Origin of the sequence: Azospirillum sp. OGB3, assembly GCF_014192915.1 — a bacterium.
In the GTDB taxonomy this organism is placed as follows: Bacteria; Pseudomonadota; Alphaproteobacteria; order Azospirillales; family Azospirillaceae; genus Azospirillum.
This window is the reverse complement of record NZ_JACHYN010000009.1, coordinates 1-15,720: the sequence shown is the minus strand read 5'-3', so window position 1 is coordinate 15,720 and position 15,720 is coordinate 1. Positions and strand designations below refer to the sequence as shown.

At 70.3% G+C, this 15,720-nt stretch carries 18 protein-coding genes; 10 read left to right on the top strand and 8 right to left on the bottom strand.

Features of this window, described 5'->3' with window-relative positions; all coding sequences use genetic code 11:
* The first annotated feature begins 28 nt into the window (after positions 1-28).
* Complete coding sequence (locus FHW79_RS18120; protein WP_183180258.1) at positions 29-595, top strand: hypothetical protein; 567 nt, start codon at positions 29-31, stop codon at positions 593-595.
* 53 nt (positions 596-648) lie between these two features.
* Complete coding sequence (gene rsmA, locus FHW79_RS18115) at positions 649-1,515, top strand: 16S rRNA (adenine(1518)-N(6)/adenine(1519)-N(6))-dimethyltransferase RsmA (RefSeq protein WP_247884486.1); 867 nt, start codon at positions 649-651, stop codon at positions 1,513-1,515.
* 128 nt (positions 1,516-1,643) lie between these two features.
* On the opposite strand, the gene gmk is transcribed toward rsmA, so the two are convergent.
* Entirely contained in the window at positions 1,644-2,291 is a 648-nt protein-coding gene (gene gmk, locus FHW79_RS18110; protein ID WP_137104855.1) for a guanylate kinase, read from the bottom strand.
* A gap of 24 nt (positions 2,292-2,315) precedes the next feature.
* Positions 2,316-3,182, bottom strand: a complete 867-nt coding sequence (locus FHW79_RS18105; protein ID WP_183180257.1) for a YicC/YloC family endoribonuclease — start codon at positions 3,180-3,182, stop codon at positions 2,316-2,318.
* Between the two features lie 124 nt (positions 3,183-3,306).
* Between FHW79_RS18105 and FHW79_RS18100 the strand changes: the two genes are divergently transcribed.
* Complete coding sequence (locus tag FHW79_RS18100; protein ID WP_183180256.1) at positions 3,307-4,068, top strand: SDR family NAD(P)-dependent oxidoreductase; 762 nt, start codon at positions 3,307-3,309, stop codon at positions 4,066-4,068.
* A gap of 10 nt (positions 4,069-4,078) precedes the next feature.
* On the opposite strand, the gene FHW79_RS18095 is transcribed toward FHW79_RS18100, so the two are convergent.
* The 3 genes from FHW79_RS18095 to abc-f form a co-directional block, all read right to left on the bottom strand.
* Positions 4,079-4,693: a phospholipid N-methyltransferase gene (locus tag FHW79_RS18095; protein ID WP_014197477.1), complete on the bottom strand. Its 615-nt coding sequence runs from the start codon at positions 4,691-4,693 to the stop codon at positions 4,079-4,081.
* Between the two features lie 143 nt (positions 4,694-4,836).
* Entirely contained in the window at positions 4,837-5,538 is a 702-nt protein-coding gene (locus FHW79_RS18090) for an exopolysaccharide biosynthesis protein (protein ID WP_183180255.1), read from the bottom strand.
* Entirely contained in the window at positions 5,535-7,430 is a 1,896-nt protein-coding gene (gene abc-f, locus FHW79_RS18085) for a ribosomal protection-like ABC-F family protein (RefSeq protein WP_183180254.1), read from the bottom strand. Before abc-f ends, FHW79_RS18090 begins: the two co-directional genes overlap by 4 nt.
* 202 nt (positions 7,431-7,632) lie before the next feature.
* Between abc-f and ndk the strand changes: the two genes are divergently transcribed.
* On the top strand, positions 7,633-8,055 hold the full coding sequence (gene ndk, locus FHW79_RS18080; protein ID WP_145623832.1) for a nucleoside-diphosphate kinase: 423 nt from the start codon (positions 7,633-7,635) through the stop codon (positions 8,053-8,055).
* Between the two features lie 183 nt (positions 8,056-8,238).
* Positions 8,239-8,718 (top strand): hypothetical protein, encoded by a 480-nt coding sequence (locus tag FHW79_RS18075; RefSeq protein WP_183180253.1) that lies wholly within the window; start codon positions 8,239-8,241, stop codon positions 8,716-8,718.
* Positions 8,719-8,760: 42 nt separating this feature from the next.
* Here the strand turns inward: FHW79_RS18075 and FHW79_RS18070 are convergent, their stop codons facing one another.
* From FHW79_RS18070 to purM, 3 genes are all read right to left on the bottom strand, one after another.
* On the bottom strand, positions 8,761-8,910 hold the full coding sequence (locus tag FHW79_RS18070; RefSeq protein ID WP_109072472.1) for an aa3-type cytochrome c oxidase subunit IV: 150 nt from the start codon (positions 8,908-8,910) through the stop codon (positions 8,761-8,763).
* An 82-nt stretch (positions 8,911-8,992) separates the two neighbouring features.
* Entirely contained in the window at positions 8,993-9,676 is a 684-nt protein-coding gene (purN, locus tag FHW79_RS18065) for a phosphoribosylglycinamide formyltransferase (protein WP_183180252.1), read from the bottom strand.
* Positions 9,664-10,746, bottom strand: coding sequence for a phosphoribosylformylglycinamidine cyclo-ligase (gene purM / locus FHW79_RS18060; protein ID WP_183180426.1), 1,083 nt, complete (start codon positions 10,744-10,746; stop codon positions 9,664-9,666). The genes purN and purM overlap by 13 nt, the downstream gene beginning before the upstream one ends.
* Before the next feature lie 108 nt (positions 10,747-10,854).
* Here purM and FHW79_RS18055 point away from each other — a divergent pair, with 108 nt between their 5' ends.
* The 5 genes from FHW79_RS18055 to FHW79_RS18035 all read left to right on the top strand — a co-directional run bounded on the left by FHW79_RS18055 (position 10,855) and on the right by FHW79_RS18035 (position 15,526).
* Positions 10,855-12,306, top strand: a complete 1,452-nt coding sequence (locus tag FHW79_RS18055) for a DUF2066 domain-containing protein (protein ID WP_183180251.1) — start codon at positions 10,855-10,857, stop codon at positions 12,304-12,306.
* 105 nt (positions 12,307-12,411) lie between these two features.
* Positions 12,412-12,972 (top strand): CDP-alcohol phosphatidyltransferase family protein, encoded by a 561-nt coding sequence (locus FHW79_RS18050; protein WP_183180250.1) that lies wholly within the window; start codon positions 12,412-12,414, stop codon positions 12,970-12,972.
* Positions 12,969-14,030: an AI-2E family transporter gene (locus FHW79_RS18045; protein ID WP_183180249.1), complete on the top strand. Its 1,062-nt coding sequence runs from the start codon at positions 12,969-12,971 to the stop codon at positions 14,028-14,030. Before FHW79_RS18050 ends, FHW79_RS18045 begins: the two co-directional genes overlap by 4 nt.
* Positions 14,031-14,043: 13 nt before the next feature.
* The gene (locus tag FHW79_RS18040; protein ID WP_247884485.1) at positions 14,044-14,808 is read left to right on the top strand and encodes a DnaA/Hda family protein; all 765 of its coding nucleotides are present in this window, start codon (positions 14,044-14,046) and stop codon (positions 14,806-14,808) included.
* Entirely contained in the window at positions 14,747-15,526 is a 780-nt protein-coding gene (locus FHW79_RS18035) for an SDR family oxidoreductase (protein WP_114858152.1), read from the top strand. The genes FHW79_RS18040 and FHW79_RS18035 overlap by 62 nt, the downstream gene beginning before the upstream one ends.
* The last annotated feature ends 194 nt before the right edge of the window (positions 15,527-15,720 follow it).

Genomic DNA, 15,720 nt, shown 5'->3' with positions numbered 1-15,720 from the left:
CGCAACGATGGTCCGGAGGCCCGACGCCATGAGGGGTTTCGCCGCGCTCGTCCTGTTGCCGTCCTTCATGTTTCTGACCTTCGTCTCTGGTCCGGTTCAGGCCCGCGACGCGCTGGACTGGCTGGCGCGGGAACCGGTGACCCTGCTCGACTGGGGCATGACCCGGCTGCGCGGCGACCTGCACGACACGGTGGACGGGCTGTCCCGCGATCTGCGGACGGAGGTATCGCGCAGCGGCGTCTTCTACCGCTTCCAGGACCGGCGGATCGTCGCCTACGCCAACTTCGTCGACCTGTCACGTAACCGGACGGAGGAGGTGTGCAAGGATGTCTACACCCGGCTGGCCGGCGCTCTGGTCCGTGGCGGGCCGCAGGGGGCGGGCGGGGCGGCCTGGTACCTGGAGAGCGTGTTCAGCCACGATTCCCAGGGCGGCGACCGGCCCCAGGATCTGGGCGACCAACTGGCCGACAAGGTGGTCCTGCAGGTGACCATCGGGCCGAAGCCGTCCCAGGCCTTCGACGACGGGCGCCGCATCACCTGCACGGGCCGCCTCGACGCCACGCCGGAGAACATCGCGCTCAAAAGCGAAGGGTGAGGATCGACGCGCGGCAGATGACGGCGGGCCTGCGCCGTCCTATAAGTGCGGCCATGACCGACGCCACGCCCGATTCCACTCCCATGCCCACCGCTTTCGACCCGCAGGCCCTGCCGCCGCTGCGCGAGGTGATCGCCCGCTTCGGGCTGGATGCCCGCAAGGCGCTGGGGCAGAACTTCCTGCTCGACCTCAACCTGACGGGACGCATCGCGCGCTCGGCGGGCGACATGACCGGCGTGACGGTCGTGGAGATCGGCCCCGGTCCGGGCGGGCTGACCCGCGCGCTTCTGGCGACCAAGGCGACCCGGGTGATCGCCATCGAGCGCGACCACCGCTTCATCGAGGCGTTGCAGGACGTGATCCAGGCGGCGGACGGGCGGCTGTCCATCGTCGAGGGCGACGCGCTGGACGTCGATCCCATCGCGATCGCCCCGGCCCCGCGGGCCATCGTGGCGAACCTGCCCTACAACGTGGCGACGCCGCTGCTGATCGGCTGGCTGGGGCGGATCGAGGAGTTCGTCAGCCTGACGCTGATGTTCCAGAAGGAGGTCGCGGACCGTCTGGTCGCCAAGCCGGGCAGCAAGGCCTATGGCCGCCTGTCGGTGATCACGCAATGGCGGTCGGACGCGCGGGTGCTGTTCAACCTGCCGCCCAAGGCCTTCACCCCGCCGCCCAAGGTGGAGTCCACCATCGTCCACCTGACCCCACGCGCCAACCCGGAGCCGGCGGAATGGAAGGCGCTGGAGCAGGTGACCGCCGCCGCCTTCGGCCAGCGCCGCAAGATGCTGCGCCAGAGCCTGAAGAGCCTGGGGAACGCGGAGGCGCTGCTGGCCGCCGCCGGCATCGAGCCGACCGCGCGGGCGGAGGAGGTGGATGTGGCGGGGTTCGCGGCGATGGCGCGGGCGTATCGGGGGAGGTAGGTCCTTGCCCCCTCCCTAACCCTCCCCCGCTCCGCAGGGGAGGGGACAAATCTCCCTCCCTTGCGAAGCGGGGGAGGGAAGGGGCCCGCGGCGAAGCCGTGGGAAGGGTGGGGGCAATGCCCCGACGCTTACAGCGCCGCCTGCACGCTCTCCACAAACGCCGGCATCCCGACCTGCCGCGTCCGGCGCAGCCGCTCGGCGCGCAGGATGGCCTGGACCGCCTGCACGCTCTCGTCCACGTCGTTGTTGACGATCACGTAATCGTATTCGCCCCAGTGGCTGATCTCGTCCGACGCCTTGGCCATGCGCTGGGCGATCACCTCCGCCGAATCCTGGCCGCGGGCGTGGAGGCGGCGCTCCAGCTCGGTGCCCGAGGGCGGCAGGACGAAGACGCTGACCAGATCGGCGCGGGCGTTGGCCGCCAACTGCTGCATGCCCTGCCAGTCGATGTCGAACAGCACGTCCCGCCCGGCGCTCAGCGCCGTCTCCACGGCGTGGCGCGGCGTGCCGTAGCAGTTGCCGAACACGCGGGCGTGCTCCAGAAGCTCGCCCTGGCCGGCCATGCGGTCGAACTCCGGCATGTCGACGAAGTAGTAATGGACGCCCGGCTGCTCGCCGGGGCGCATCGGCCGGGTGGTGACGGACACCGACAGGGTTATGCCGGGATCGCGGTCCAGCAGGCGGCGCGAGATGGTGGTCTTGCCCGCCCCGGAGGGGGAGGACAGCACGAGCATCAGGCCGCGCCGGGCGATCTTCGTGTTCATGGTCTCAGGCATATGATCTCGGGCATGGGGCGGGTGTCACTCGATGTTCTGGACCTGCTCGCGAAGCTGCTCGATGGAGGCTTTCAGCGACAGGCCGATGCGGGTCAGCTCCACGTCGGCGGACTTGGAGCACAGGGTGTTGGCTTCGCGGTTGAATTCCTGGCACAGGAAGTCGAAGCGGCGGCCGATGGCGCCCCCCTCCGCCAGCATGTCGCGGGCGGCCTGGATGTGGGCGCGCAGGCGGTCCATCTCCTCGCGCACGTCGGCCTTGGCGATCAGGATGGCGGCCTCCTGGGCGAGCCGCTCCTCCGGCAGGGCCGGGGCGGCGTCGAGCAGGGCGGCGACCTGGCTGCGCAGCCGTTCGCGCAGGGCCTCGGGCTGGGTGCTGGCGCAGGCGGCGGCGGCGGTGATCAGCCGCTCGATCTCGTCGAGATGACCGTTCAGGACGGTGACCAGACGGGCCCCCTCCGACAGGCGGGCGGTGACCAGCTCGCCGATCAGCCGGCCGAGGTCGGCCTTCAGCGCGGCCTCCACCCGCTCCCGCGCGTCGCCCTCGTCCTCCTCCACCGGCTCGATGATGCCGCGGACGGACAGCAGCGAATCGAGCCGCGGCGGGGCGGCCCCGGCGCCCTCGATCTCGCGCGCCAGCTCCAGCACCTGGGCCAGAAGCTCGCGGTTGATGCGGAGCTGCGACACCGATTGGCTGCGGGTGACGGTCAGGTTCAGGTTGACGCTGCCGCGGGCCAGCCGCTTGGGGATTTCGGCGCGGGCGGCGGCCTCCAGCGTGTCGAAGCCGGCGGGCTGGCGGCAGCGGATGTCGAGGTTGCGCCCGTTGACGCTCTTCACCTCGAAGGTCCAACTGTAGCCGTCGGCATGCCCGTCCACGCGTGCGAAACCGGTCATGCTGGATACGGCGGAGCGTTGGGCGGGCAAAGCGGCCTCGACGAGTATTTGTGGGATCGGGAGGCTCACGTTATAGCGTCGGGCGGCCAAGGCAACAAGCGTCAGGGACAAGGGGGAAAGGGGCATGCGCGATCCGCGCTCGATCGTCATCACCGGGGCGTCCAGCGGCATCGGGGAGGAGCTGGCCCGCGCCTACGCCGCCCCCGGGGTCGCGCTGGCCCTGAGCGGGCGCGACTCCGCAAGGCTGGAGGCGGTGGCGGAGCGCTGCCGCGCCGCCGGGGCGGCGGTGGAAACGGCGCTGGTCGACGCGGCCGACCGCGAGGCCATGGCGGGGTGGCTGAGCGCGCTGGACGCCCGTGCGCCGGTCGACCTGGTCATCGCCAACGCCGGGATCTCCGCCGGCACGGGGGGCGGCGTGGAGAGCGCCGAGCAGGCGCGGCGGATCTTCCAGGTGAATGTCAACGGCGTGCTGAACAGCGTCCACCCGCTGCTGCCCGGCATGCGGGCGCGGCGGCGCGGGCAGATCGCCCTGATGGCCTCGCTGGCCGGCTTCCGCGGCATGCCCGGCGCGCCCGCCTATTGCGCCAGCAAGGCGGCGGTGCGGGTCTACGGCGAGTCGCTGCGCGGCGATCTGGCGGGGCAGGGGATCGGGGTGACGGTGATCTGTCCGGGCTTCGTGAAAAGCCGGATGACCGCGGTGAACCGCTTCCCTATGCCCTTCCTGATGGAGACGGACCGCGCCGCCCGGGTCATCAAGAGCGGGCTGGCCCGCAACAAGGCGCGCATCGCCTTCCCCTGGCCGATGGCCGCCGCGGTGTGGCTGCTGGCGGCTCTGCCGGTGGGACTGACGGATGCCCTGCTGCGGCAGGCACCGCGCAAGGAATGAGGAAAGGGGATTAGGGCTTGGCTTTCCAATAACCCCAGACGGAGGCCGGCGGGACGTTCAGCGGGGTGAAGCCCAGCCGCTTGCCCTTGACGCCCAGCGCGCGCTGGTTCAGCGGCGACACGAGGCCGTAGGTGTAGAGAACGAATCGCCCGCCTTCGGGCAGGATGCGGAAGCAGGCCTCGACGACCTCCTTCTGGGCGCGCATCGGCAGGTTCAGCATGGGGATGCCGATCACCACCGTGCCGACCTTGCCGACCAGCTCCGGGCCGAGGATGTCGGCGGCCTTGCGGCAGTCGTCATGGACGACGTTGACGTCCGGGTAATGGCCGCGCAGGAAGCGCGACAGGTGGTCGTCGATCTCGAAGGTGAAGATGCGGTTGCCCGGAATGCCGCGCTGAAGCAGGGCCTTGGTGATGGCGCCGGTGCCGCCGCCGAACTCCACGACGACCTGATCCGGGCCGCACAGGACCTGTTCGCCGATCAGCCGGCAAAGCGCGCCCGAGGACGGTGTAACGGAGCCCATGGAAAGGGGATTTGCCAACCAACGCTGGAAGAAAAGCCACGCGGCCGGCGGCGTCTTGCCGCTTTTCTGCTTCTCCGCGACGGTGATTTCCGTTGGTGTCATGATCGGCCTTTCGCCGTTGGCTGTTGAGCGTTTTACCCCGGGGCTAAACAAGCTGGAGCCTCGGGGGGTCCCGAACCTAACAATCCCAGAGCGCACTTATGTCGCATCCCGGGTTCCCCCGCAACCGGCCGAAGCGGCGGGAGCTATGCCATAAACGCGGGATATGACGTGAGGGACAGCAGGGTCTGGCCGGCGTAGGACAGGCTGCTGGCGACCAGCGCGAAGAAGACCAGGGCGGCCACGGTGAGGGCGAGGCTGACCGCGACGGCGGCCCCGTCGCGCTCGATCAGGCCCAGGGACAGCAGGACCAGGGCGAAGCCGGGCAGCCAGCCGGTCAGCGGCAGCGGCACCACGCAGGTCAGCGACAGAAGCAGCACCAGCACGCCGAACCAGCGTTCCCCGTCGATGCTGGCGAAGCGGCTGTGGCGCGGCTTCAGCATCCTCTCGATGGCGGTCAGCCGCGGCATCGCCTTGTCGATCATGCGGGCGGCGAGGGAGCGGCTGACCGAGCGGCGCAGAATCCAGCCGGGCAGGGCGGCGCCGCGCTTGCCGAAGGCCATCTGGGCGGAGAAGAGCAGGATCGGGAGGTCGAACAGGCAGGACACGCCCAGCGGCACCGGCGCGATGGTCGGCAACGACAGGGCCAGCAGGATGGTGCCCAGCGAGCGGTCGCCCAGCGCCTGGATCAGGTCGCCCAGCGACACCCGTCCATCCGGCAGGTTGGCGCGGAAGGCGGCCAGGACGTCGGAAGTCCGCTCCTCCCCGTGGTCCTGCCGCCCGCGGCGGGCGACCGTGGCGGGGAGCGAGCCCGCTCCGGTGAAGGCCACGTTGCGCGGCACGCTCATACGCCGGCCTCCGCCGCCGCCGACTCATAGGCTTCGAGATGCTCCAGCCACGCCTCCTCGGCGGCGGACAGCTTCTTGTCCACCAGCCCGAGATCGATCTGCAGCTTCTGCAGCTTGTCGCTGGGACCGCTGTAGAGGGAGGGATCGGCCAGCTTCGCCTCGATCTTGCGCTTCTCCTCGGTCAGCTTGCTGACCTGCGACTCCGCGTCGGTGGCCTTCTTCTTCAGCGGGGCCAGGGCGGCGCGGGCCTCCGCCGCGGCGCGGCGCTGGTCCTTGCGGCTGGCCCCGGCGTCCGCCGGTTCGCCGCCCTTGGCGGCGGCCCGCTCGGCCCGCGCGCGGTCGAGCAGGAAGCGGCGGTAGTCGTCGAGGTCGCCGTCGTAGGGCTGCACCGTGCCGTCGGCGACCAGAAGCAGCCGGTCGGCGGTCAACTCGATCAGGTGCGGGTCGTGGCTGATGAGGATGACGGCGCCCTCGAAGCCGTTGATCGCCTCGATCAGCGCCTCGCGGCTGTCCACGTCCAAATGGTTGGTCGGCTCGTCGAGCATCAGGATGTGCGGCGTCTCGCGGCTCATCAATGCCAGGAGCAGCCGGGCCTTCTCGCCGCCGGACAGGTCGGAGATGCGGGTTTCCGCCTTGCTCTGCTGGAAGCCGAAACGGCCGAGATGGGCGCGGACCTTCTCCTCCGGCGCCAGCGGCATGATGCGCTGGGTCTGCTGGATGGGGGTCAGCGACAGGTCCAGCTCGTCCTGCTGGTGCTGGGCGAAATAACCGACGCGCAGCTTGGTCGGGCGCTTCACCTCGCCGGCCATGGCGTCCAGCCGCCCGGCCAGCAGCTTCACCAGCGTGGATTTGCCGTTGCCGTTGGCGCCGAGCAGGGCGATGCGGTCGTCCATGTCGATGCGCAGGTTGACGCGGCGCAGGATGGCGCGGTCGCCGTAGCCGATGGTCACCCCGTCCAGCGAAATCAGCGGCGGGGGCATCTCGTCTGGCTGGGGGAAGTTGAAGACGACCTCGGCGTCGTCCTCCATCAGCGTGATGGTCTCCAGCTTCTCCAGGGCCTTCAGGCGGCTCTGCGCCTGGCGGGCCTTGGTCGCCTTGTAGCGGAAGCGTTCGACGAAGGCCATCATGTGCTTGCGCTTGGCCTCCTGCTTGGTCGCCATGGCCTGCAGCCGCTCCATGTTGGCGCGGCGCTGCTTGAGGAACTGGTCGTAGTTGCCGGCGTAGGTCACCAGCTTTCCCTGGTCCACATGGATGGTCGTCGTGGGGACCGAGTTCAAGAGGTCGCGGTCGTGGCTGACCAGCAGGATCGTGTGGGGGTAGTTCTTGAGGTACCCCTCCAGCCAGATGGTCGCCTCCAGATCGAGGTGGTTGGTCGGCTCGTCGAGCAGCAGCAGGTCGGGCCGGGCGAACAGCACGCCGGCCAGCGCCACGCGCATCCGCCAGCCGCCCGAGAAGTCGGAGCAGGGCCGGGCCTGCGCGTCGGCGTCGAAGCCCAGGCCGGAGAGCACCTGGGCGGCGCGCGACGGCGCCGAATGCGCCTCGATGTCCGCCAGCCGCGCGTGGATCTCGCCGATGCGCATGGGGTCGGTTGCCGTCTCGGCCTCGGCCAGCAGGGCGGTGCGCTCCGTGTCGGCGGCCAGGACGGCGTCGATCAGCGTGGTGGCGCCGCTCGGGGCCTCCTGCGCCACCATGCCGATCTTGGTGCCGGTGGGCACGCCGATGGCTCCGGCGTCCGTCTGGAGCTGGCCGGCGATCAGCTTGAGGAGGGTGGATTTTCCGGTGCCGTTGCGGCCGACCAGCGCCACGCGGTGGCCCTTCGACACGACCGCGGTGGCGCGGTCGAACAGCACACGTCCGCCGTAGCGGAACGTCAGGTCGTTGATGTGCAGCATATCGGCGCCGGTTTACCACGGGGAAACCACGATTTGAAGCGGGACCCGCGGGGCAACCCTTCATGGCAGCCGCGCGGCAGGACGTGAAGCGGCCTCACGAACCGGTTGCCGTGGCCGAAAAGCGGCTATATAACCCCGCGCAATCGGCGCCCCGGCCAAACCAGCGGCGCCCATAACGCATTTCCAGCAGGAGCCCACCGCCATGGCCGTCGAACGCACCCTCTCGATCATCAAGCCCGATGCCACCCGCCGCAACCTGACCGGCAAGATCAACGCCAAGTTCGAGGACGGCGGCCTGCGCATCGTCGCGCAGAAGCGCGTCCAGCTGTCCCAGGCCCAGGCCGAGCAGTTCTACGGCGTGCATCGCGAGCGTCCGTTCTTCAACGACCTCGTCTCCTTCATGATCTCCGGCCCGGTCGTGCTCCAGGTCCTGGAAGGCGAGAACGCCATCGCCCGCAACCGCGAGATCATGGGCGCCACCAACCCGGCCAACGCCGCCGAGGGCACCATCCGCAAGGAGTTCGCCGAGTCGATCGAGGCCAACTCGGTGCACGGCTCCGACGCTCCGGAGACCGCCGCGCAGGAGATCGCCTTCTTCTTCGCCGGCATCGAGCTGGTGGGCTGATCGCGGTTTCTCCGCGTCGCCGTCTTGCGCGAAGGGCCGTCCCGACCGGGGCGGCCCTTTTCGATTCAGAGGCGATTCAGGGCATTCCGCCCGCAACTTGTCGCCCGCGCCGGGTCACGGCGTCGTGGACAGGCGTGGCGAAGTCGAGTATTCGGGGATTCTACCGCTAGGAGTACCCCCGCCATGGAAAATCCGGACGTCAAGCCGATCGTCGCGGCCCTGCTGGAACCGCTGCCGCCCCTCGTGAAGGGCAGGAACGACCTGAGCGATCCGGGCGTGGTGGAACTGCTGGTGCGCGGCTACGTCGACCAGTGTCTGGCGGCCTTCCAGGAGGTGCTGCGCGGCAACATCGAACAGGACGCGGCCATCGACGCGATCAACGCGCAGGCGACGGCCCTGAACGCGGTGTTCCTGGGGACCAGCGGCTTCAACACGGTGGTCGTCCACCCTTGGAATTCCGCCGACCAGCTCGGCCAGTTCCTTCAGGACACGATTGGGCTGGATTTCCCGGCCGAGGATTGCGTGCGCGCCGCGCTGATCCATCTCGCAACCCACGTCATGCACGCCATCCAGGGCGGCACCGAGACGTGGGAGCAGCAGGTGGATTCTCTGGTCGGCGAAATGCGCGACCTTCTGATCGGCCGTCTGCCGGACGGGGCGTAAGCGCCCCGCCATAGCTTTCCGGTTGGCCGCTTGAACGGGCCGTCAGACCAGGAAAATCGCCATGAAGACCAGCACGGCGATTACGCCTGCGGTCGCCAGCGTCATGAAGCGCGTGAAGGCGTGCCAGCCCGCCTCGTGGCGGCGGACGACATCCTCGCTGACCGGATTGTGGCCGTGATCGGTAACCGCCATCGCCCTTTGCCTCCCCTGTTATGGTTCCGGCGGAGAATGTGGGGAGTGCGGACGGTTGCGGCAAGGGTCTCGCTTGGGCGACTTAGGCTGGCGGGTTGATCAGCGTCGGCAGATTCGTATCAGGACCGGACAGGGTCACCCGGCCATCCTCGACGCGCGCGCGGCCCTCGGCGATCAGGCGCAGGGCCTGGGGATAGAGCCGGTGCTCGGCCTCCAGCACGCGGGCGGACAGCCGGTCGGCGTCGTCGCCGGGCAGGACCGGCACCGCGGCCTGGGCGATGATCGGCCCCTCGTCCATCTCCGGGCGCACGTAATGGACGGTGCAGCCGTGGAAGCGCACCCCGGCGTCCAGCGCCCGCTGGTGCGTGTCCAGCCCCTTGAAGGAGGGCAGGAGCGACGGGTGGATGTTGATCATCCGATCGTGCCAGCGCTCGACGAACCAGGGCGACAGCAGCCGCATGAAACCGGCCAGACAGACCAGCTCGACGCCCGCCTCGCGCAGCCGCGCGTCCATGGCCTCTTCGAAGGCGCGCTTGTCGCCGGGGAAGTCGCGATGGTTGACCACGGCGACCGGGACTGCGGCGGCGGTGGCGCGCTCCAACCCATAGGCGTCGGCCTTGTTGGAGAGCACCAGAGCGATCTCCGCCGGAAAGTCCGGGGCGGCGCAGGCGTCGATCAACGCCTGCAGATTGCTGCCGCGCCCGGAAATCAGGACCCCAACCTTCAGAGCGGCTGCCTTTAGTCCGGATGCCGTCAGGCCGACCATGCCGTGTCCATGCCGGTGACGGTGACGCGGGCGTCGCCGTCCTTGACCGCATGCACGGTGCCGACGGTGAAGACCGTCTCGCCGCCCCGGGCCAGGATCTCGACCGCCTGCTGCGCCTTGTCCGCCGGGACCACGACGACCATGCCGAGGCCGGTGTTGAAGGTGCGCGCCATGTCCAGCGGGGTCAGCCCGCCCGTCTTCATCAGCCAGTGGAAGACCGGGGGCAGCGGCCACTTGGACGCGTCGAGCGTGACGCCCAGCCCGTCCGGAAGGACGCGCGGGATGTTCTCGATCAGGCCGCCGCCGGTGATGTGGGCCATCGCCCGCACCGTGCCGGCGCGCACCGCGGCCAGCGTGCTCTTCACATAGATGCGGGTCGGGGTCAGCAGGGCCTCGCCCAGCGTCTTCGAGGCGTCCCAGGGGCAGGGCGAGTCGTAGCCGAGGCCGGATTTTTCCACCAGCTTGCGGACCAGCGAATAGCCGTTTGAATGCACGCCGGAGGAGGCGAGGCCGAGCACGACGTCGCCGTCCCGCACGGTGGCGCCGGTCAGCGCGTCCTTGCGCTCGACGGCACCGACCGAGAAGCCGGCGAGATCGTAGTCGCCGTCGGCGTACATGCCCGGCATCTCCGCCGTCTCGCCGCCGACCAGCGCGCAGCCGGCCTGACGGCAGCCTTCCGCGATGCCGGCGACGATGGCGCGGCCCGCGGCGACGTCCAGCTTGCCCGTGGCGTAATAGTCGAGGAACAGCAGCGGCTCCGCGCCCTGGACGACGAGGTCGTTCACGCACATCGCCACGAGGTCGATGCCCACCGTGTCGTGCCGGTTCGCCAGGATGGCGACCTTCAGCTTGGTGCCGACGCCGTCCGTGGTGGCGACCAGCAGCGGGTCGTGATACCCGGCCGCGCGCAGGTCGAACAGGGCGCCGAACCCGCCCAGCCCGGCGTCGGAGCCCGGGCGCGCGGTGGAACGGGCGAGCGGCTTGATCGCGTCAACGAGCGCGTTGCCCGCATCAATGTCCACGCCGGCCTGCTTGTAGGCGTCGGACGTGTTATTAGACTGGGTGCTGATGGTATCCTCGCTTGGGCTGAGCTATATACCTGGGCCACCTGAACCGGGTCATTTTGGGCCGGGTCAATAGGGAACGGGCCGAACATACTCGAATCGGAAGGCTTTGCAATGCTCCACCGCCGCCATGCGCCGCTGTTTGCGGGCTTCGCCGCCATCACCGTGGCCCTGGCCGTTCCGGCCGGCCCCGTGGACGCGCAGGTGCCCGGTGCCGCGCCACCCGCGGTGGCGGCTCCGGCAAGTTCTGGGACGGCGCCCGCGGCGGTTCCGGCGGCGGACCCCTTCACCGTGTCAGGCGTGAAGGTGGACGTCAGCGCCGCCAACGCCAACGCCGCCCGCGATCAGGCGATCCGCGATGCGCAGGTGAAGGCCTGGGCGGAGCTGTACAAGCGCCTCGTCCCCACCGCCACCAGCGTGCCGCGGGTGTCGGACATCGAGCTCGCCCGGCTGGTCCAGGGCTTCGAGATCGACGACGAGAAGGTGTCGGCCACCCGCTATGTCGGCAGCATCACCGTGCGCTTCCGTCCCAATTCCGTGCGCGAGACGCTGGCCGGCGGCGGCCAGCAGTATGTCGAGCCGCCGGCCCGGCCCTACGTGATCCTGCCGGTCACCGTCGTGGACGGTCGCCCCGTGCTGTGGGAGGACCGCACCGATTGGCGCGAGGCCTGGGAGGGCCGGCAAACCGGCGCCTCGCTGGTGCCGCTGGTCGTTCCGGACGGGGAGTTGGCCGACATTTCCGCCATCGGCGTGAACGAGGCGCTGTCCGGCGATCCCGAGGCATTGGCCCGCATCGCCCAGCGCTACAACGCCGGCGGCGTGGTCGTCGCCAAGACCGACCTGCCGGCGGGCGGGCTGGATCTCGGCCGTCCGCTGGCGGTCGAGGTGACCCACTACACCCCCGACGGCGCGCGGGACCAGCAGACGGTGAACGTGAAGGCCGACATGGCCGACCGGGCCGGCGACTTCCTGACCCGCGCGACGACCTTCGTATCGGCCGCCATCGACGAATCCTACCGCCGCGACAACACCGTGGCGAGCGGGCCGGAGCAGGCGACGCTGGTGCGCGTGCCGCTGGCCAGCCTCAACGACTGGGTGGAGGCGCGCAAGCGGCTCGCCACGGTCAACGCCGTCACCCGCACCGACGTGCTGTCGATCAGCCGCTACGAGGCGCTGGTCGCGCTGACCCACCGCGGCGACGTGGAGCGGCTGCGCCAGGCGCTGGCCCGCCGCGACCTCGGCCTCGCCCGCACCGGGGCGGTCGCCGCGCCGGTTCCGGTCCCCGTTCCGGGCCAGCCGCTTCCGCCGGCCGCGCCCACGCCGGAATGGCAGCTCCAGGTGCTGGCGAAGGGCGCCGGGGCGTCGTCCCCGGCACAGCCCGCCGCGGCGTCTCCGGCGTCCGTCCCGGTGACTCCGTCCGCCTTCTCGCCGGCCACCGCCGCGCCGTCGGCCTATCCCAGCATGACTCCGGCCCCGATCGGCGCGCCGCCGACCGCGCCGGGGGCGCCGGGGGCGCCGCCGCGCATCCTGGGCACGCTGCCGGCCACCGGCACGGCGCGCCCCTGATGGTTGGAAGGGCGTGACGGCAGGCCGTCCAGCGGCGTTACAGACGGGCCGGGACCGACACCCATGGAAACGGCGGCGTAAGGGACAACGGCAGAAGGCACCGCGGTGAGCATCCCGAACATCATCACCTTCGGCCGCATCCTGGTGGTGCCGGTCGCCGTCTATTTCATCCTGGCCGGGGAGCTGGGGGTCGCCTTCTGGCTGTTCGTCGGGGCAGGGGTGTCCGACGCCGTGGACGGCGCTGTGGCCCGCATGTTCCGTGCCCGCACGGTGCTGGGCGCCTATCTCGACCCGATCGCCGACAAGGCGCTGCTGGTCAGCGTCTACGTCTCGCTAGGCCACATCGGCGTGCTGCCGCTGTGGCTGGTCATCCTGGTGGTGTTCCGCGACCTGATGATCGTCGGCGGGGTGATGCTGCTCTACACGCTGAAGGAGTCGCTGGCGATGCAGCCGCTCTACGTCAGCAAGATCAACACGGCGGTGCAGCTTGCCCTGGCGGCGGCGGTGCTGGCCCCGGCGGGGCTGGGGCTGCCCGACTTCCACCTGTTCGGGCGGGAGCTGGTGCCCCTGCTGATCTGGGTTTGCGCCGCGACGACGGTGCTGTCGGGGCTGGCCTATATCTACCGCGGCGGCCTTCTGTTCAGCCGGCACGGAGGGGTGCCGTGACGACGGGCAAGCAGATCCGCTTCTGGCTGATCGGGCTTGGCCTGTTCGTCCTGGTTCTGTGGCTGCTGTCCGGCATGCTGCTGCCCTTCGTGGTCGGGCTGGCGGTCGCCTATCTGCTCGATCCGGTGGTCGATCGGGTGGAGCGCTGGCGCCTGCCGCGCTGGCTCGCGACGACGCTGGTGCTGCTGTCCTTCGTCCTGGTCCTGGTGGTGATGGTCCTGCTGCTGCTGCCGCTGGTGCAGTCGCAGGTGTCCCACCTGATCGAGGTGCTTCCCAACTACGCCAACGCCGCGCGGGACCGGCTGATGCCGATGCTGGACCGGCTGGTGCACCGCCTGTCGCCGGAGGATGTGGAGCGGCTGCGCGGCGCCGCCGGCACCTACGCCGGCGATGTCGTCGGCTGGGTCGGCCGGGTGCTGAAGCACATCCTGTCCGGCGGGCTGGCGCTGTTCGACGTCCTGTCGGTGATGTTCATCACGCCGATCGTGGCCTTCTACCTGATGCGCGACTGGGACATCCTGGTCGCCAAGGTGAACGGCTGGCTGCCCCTGCATCACGCCGCGACCATCCGCGAGCAGGCGCGGGAGGTCGACGAGACGTTGGCCGGCTTCGTCCGCGGGCAGGCGCTGGTCTGCCTCGTGCTCGGGGTGTTCTACGCGGTGGCGCTGTCGCTGGCGGGGCTGGATTTCGGGCTGGTCATCGGGCTGATGGCGGGGCTGTTGTCCTTCATCCCCTATGTCGGCTCGCTGTTCGGATTCGTGTCCAGCACCGGGCTCGCCCTGCTGCAGTTCGACGACCCGTGGCGAGTCGCCATCGTCATTGCGATCTTCCTGTTCGGGCAGGCGGTGGAGGGCAACGTCCTGACGCCGAAGTTGGTGGGCGAGAAGGTCGGGCTGCACGCGGTCTGGGTGATTTTCGCCCTGCTGGCCGGCGGGTCGCTGTTCGGTTTCGTGGGGGTCCTGCTGGCCGTTCCGGTGGCGGCGGTGATCGGGGTGCTGACACGCTTCGCGTTGGGGCGCTATCTTGAGAGTCCCTACTACCGCGGTACCCCTTCCTGATGGCCTCCGCCTTATGACCCTTGCGGCTCAGATACCGCTCGACCTTGGACACCGCGCCGCCATGGGGTGCGAGGACTTCCTCGTGGCGCCCAGCAACGCCGAGGCGGTGGCGTGGCTCGACCGCTGGCCGTCCTGGCCGGCGCCGGCCCTGACGCTGTACGGGCCGGACGGTTGCGGCAAGACGCATCTGGGCCATGTCTGGCGGGCGCGCAGCCACGCCCCCATCGCGCTGGGCGAGGCGTTGGACCGGATCGACCCGCACGCGCTGCTCGCCCGCGCCAACGCCGTGGTGGTGGAGGACGCGGACCGCGTGGCCGGTGCGCCGGCGCGGGAAGAGGCGCTGTTCCACCTCTACAACCTCGCCCGCGACTCGGGCGGGCATCTGCTCCTGCTGTCGCGGCGCCCGCCGTCGCGCTGGCGGATGAAGCTGGCCGACCTGCGCTCCCGCATCAAGGCGGCCCCCGCGGTGGGGGTGGAGGCGCCGGACGACGCCCTGCTCGCCGCCGTGCTGGTCAAGCTGTTCGCCGACCGCCAGTTGCGGCCGGGCATGGACCTCATCACCTACCTGCTGACCCGGATGGAGCGGTCGCTGGAGGCGGCTGGGCGGGTGGTCGCGGCGCTTGACCGCGCCTCGCTGGCCGCGCACCGTCCCCTGACCGTGCCGCTGGCCCGCGAGGTGCTGGCCGGTCTGGAGGCCGGGAAGGGAGGAGACGAGGATGGATCTGGGAATCGCCGGACGCCGCGCCATCGTGTGCGCAGCCAGCAAGGGACTGGGTAAGGCCTGCGCCCTGGCGCTGGCGCGCGAAGGGGTGGCGGTCACCATCACGGCGCGCGGCCGCGACCTGCTGGAGGCCGCCGCCGAGGAGATCCGCAAGGAGACCGGCGCCACCGTGACCACCGCCGTCGGCGACATCGCGACGGAGGAGGGGCGCGCCGCCGCGCTGGCCGCCTGTCCGGAGCCGGACATCCTCGTCAACAACGCGGGCGGCCCGCCGCCGGGCGACTTCCGCGATTGGGAGCGCGACGACTGGGTCCGCGCCGTCGAGGCCAACATGCTGGCCCCGATCTTCCTCATCAAGGCGACGGTGGACGGCATGATCGGCCGCCGCTTCGGGCGGATCGTCAACGTCACTTCGGCGGCGGTCAAGGCGCCGATCCCCATCCTCGGCCTGTCCAACGGGGCGCGGGCGGGGCTGACCGGCTTTGTCGCCGGGCTGTCGCGCCAGACCGTGCGCCACAACGTGACGATCAACAACCTGCTGCCCGGCCCCTTCGAGACCGACCGCCTGCGCGCCACCATGGAAGGCGGGGCCAAGGCCAACAACCGCAGCCTGGACGAGGAGATGGACCTCCGCCGCGCTGGCAACCCGTCCGGCCGCTTCGGCGATCCGGCGGAGTTCGGCGCGGCCTGCGCCTTCCTCTGCTCCGCCCACGCCGGCTTCATGACCGGGCAGAACGTCCTGCTGGACGGCGGCGCCTATGCGGGGACGCTGTAGGGCGCTTGTCGTTGAGGGCCTTGCCCCCACCCCGGCCCACCCCCGCTAACGCAGGGGAGGGAGGATGATTCCCTCCCCTGCGAAGCGGGGGAGGGCTAGCATTACAGTTGCGCCTTACGCTTGTGGGCTTGGTTGGCGATGGCCTGATGGCATCGTCTCCAAGCTGACCATGCGATGACGGCAGCGGGCTCGAT

Coding starts and splice junctions, on each gene's coding strand:
- purN (WP_183180252.1), bottom strand. CDS start 9,676: ATGGTCGGCCTGACGGCATCCGGACTAAAGGCAGCCGCTCTGAAGGTT.
- abc-f (WP_183180254.1), bottom strand. CDS start 7,430: ATGCTGCACATCAACGACCTGACGTTCCGCTACGGCGGACGTGTGCTG.
- FHW79_RS18035 (WP_114858152.1), top strand. CDS start 14,747: ATGGATCTGGGAATCGCCGGACGCCGCGCCATCGTGTGCGCAGCCAGC.
- gmk (WP_137104855.1), bottom strand. CDS start 2,291: ATGCCTGAGACCATGAACACGAAGATCGCCCGGCGCGGCCTGATGCTC.
- FHW79_RS18105 (WP_183180257.1), bottom strand. CDS start 3,182: ATGACCGGTTTCGCACGCGTGGACGGGCATGCCGACGGCTACAGTTGG.
- FHW79_RS18095 (WP_014197477.1), bottom strand. CDS start 4,693: ATGACACCAACGGAAATCACCGTCGCGGAGAAGCAGAAAAGCGGCAAG.
- rsmA (WP_247884486.1), top strand. CDS start 649: ATGACCGACGCCACGCCCGATTCCACTCCCATGCCCACCGCTTTCGAC.
- FHW79_RS18090 (WP_183180255.1), bottom strand. CDS start 5,538: ATGAGCGTGCCGCGCAACGTGGCCTTCACCGGAGCGGGCTCGCTCCCC.
- FHW79_RS18070 (WP_109072472.1), bottom strand. CDS start 8,910: ATGGCGGTTACCGATCACGGCCACAATCCGGTCAGCGAGGATGTCGTC.
- FHW79_RS18100 (WP_183180256.1), top strand. CDS start 3,307: ATGCGCGATCCGCGCTCGATCGTCATCACCGGGGCGTCCAGCGGCATC.
- ndk (WP_145623832.1), top strand. CDS start 7,633: ATGGCCGTCGAACGCACCCTCTCGATCATCAAGCCCGATGCCACCCGC.
- FHW79_RS18040 (WP_247884485.1), top strand. CDS start 14,044: ATGACCCTTGCGGCTCAGATACCGCTCGACCTTGGACACCGCGCCGCC.
- FHW79_RS18055 (WP_183180251.1), top strand. CDS start 10,855: ATGCTCCACCGCCGCCATGCGCCGCTGTTTGCGGGCTTCGCCGCCATC.
- FHW79_RS18120 (WP_183180258.1), top strand. CDS start 29: ATGAGGGGTTTCGCCGCGCTCGTCCTGTTGCCGTCCTTCATGTTTCTG.
- FHW79_RS18075 (WP_183180253.1), top strand. CDS start 8,239: ATGGAAAATCCGGACGTCAAGCCGATCGTCGCGGCCCTGCTGGAACCG.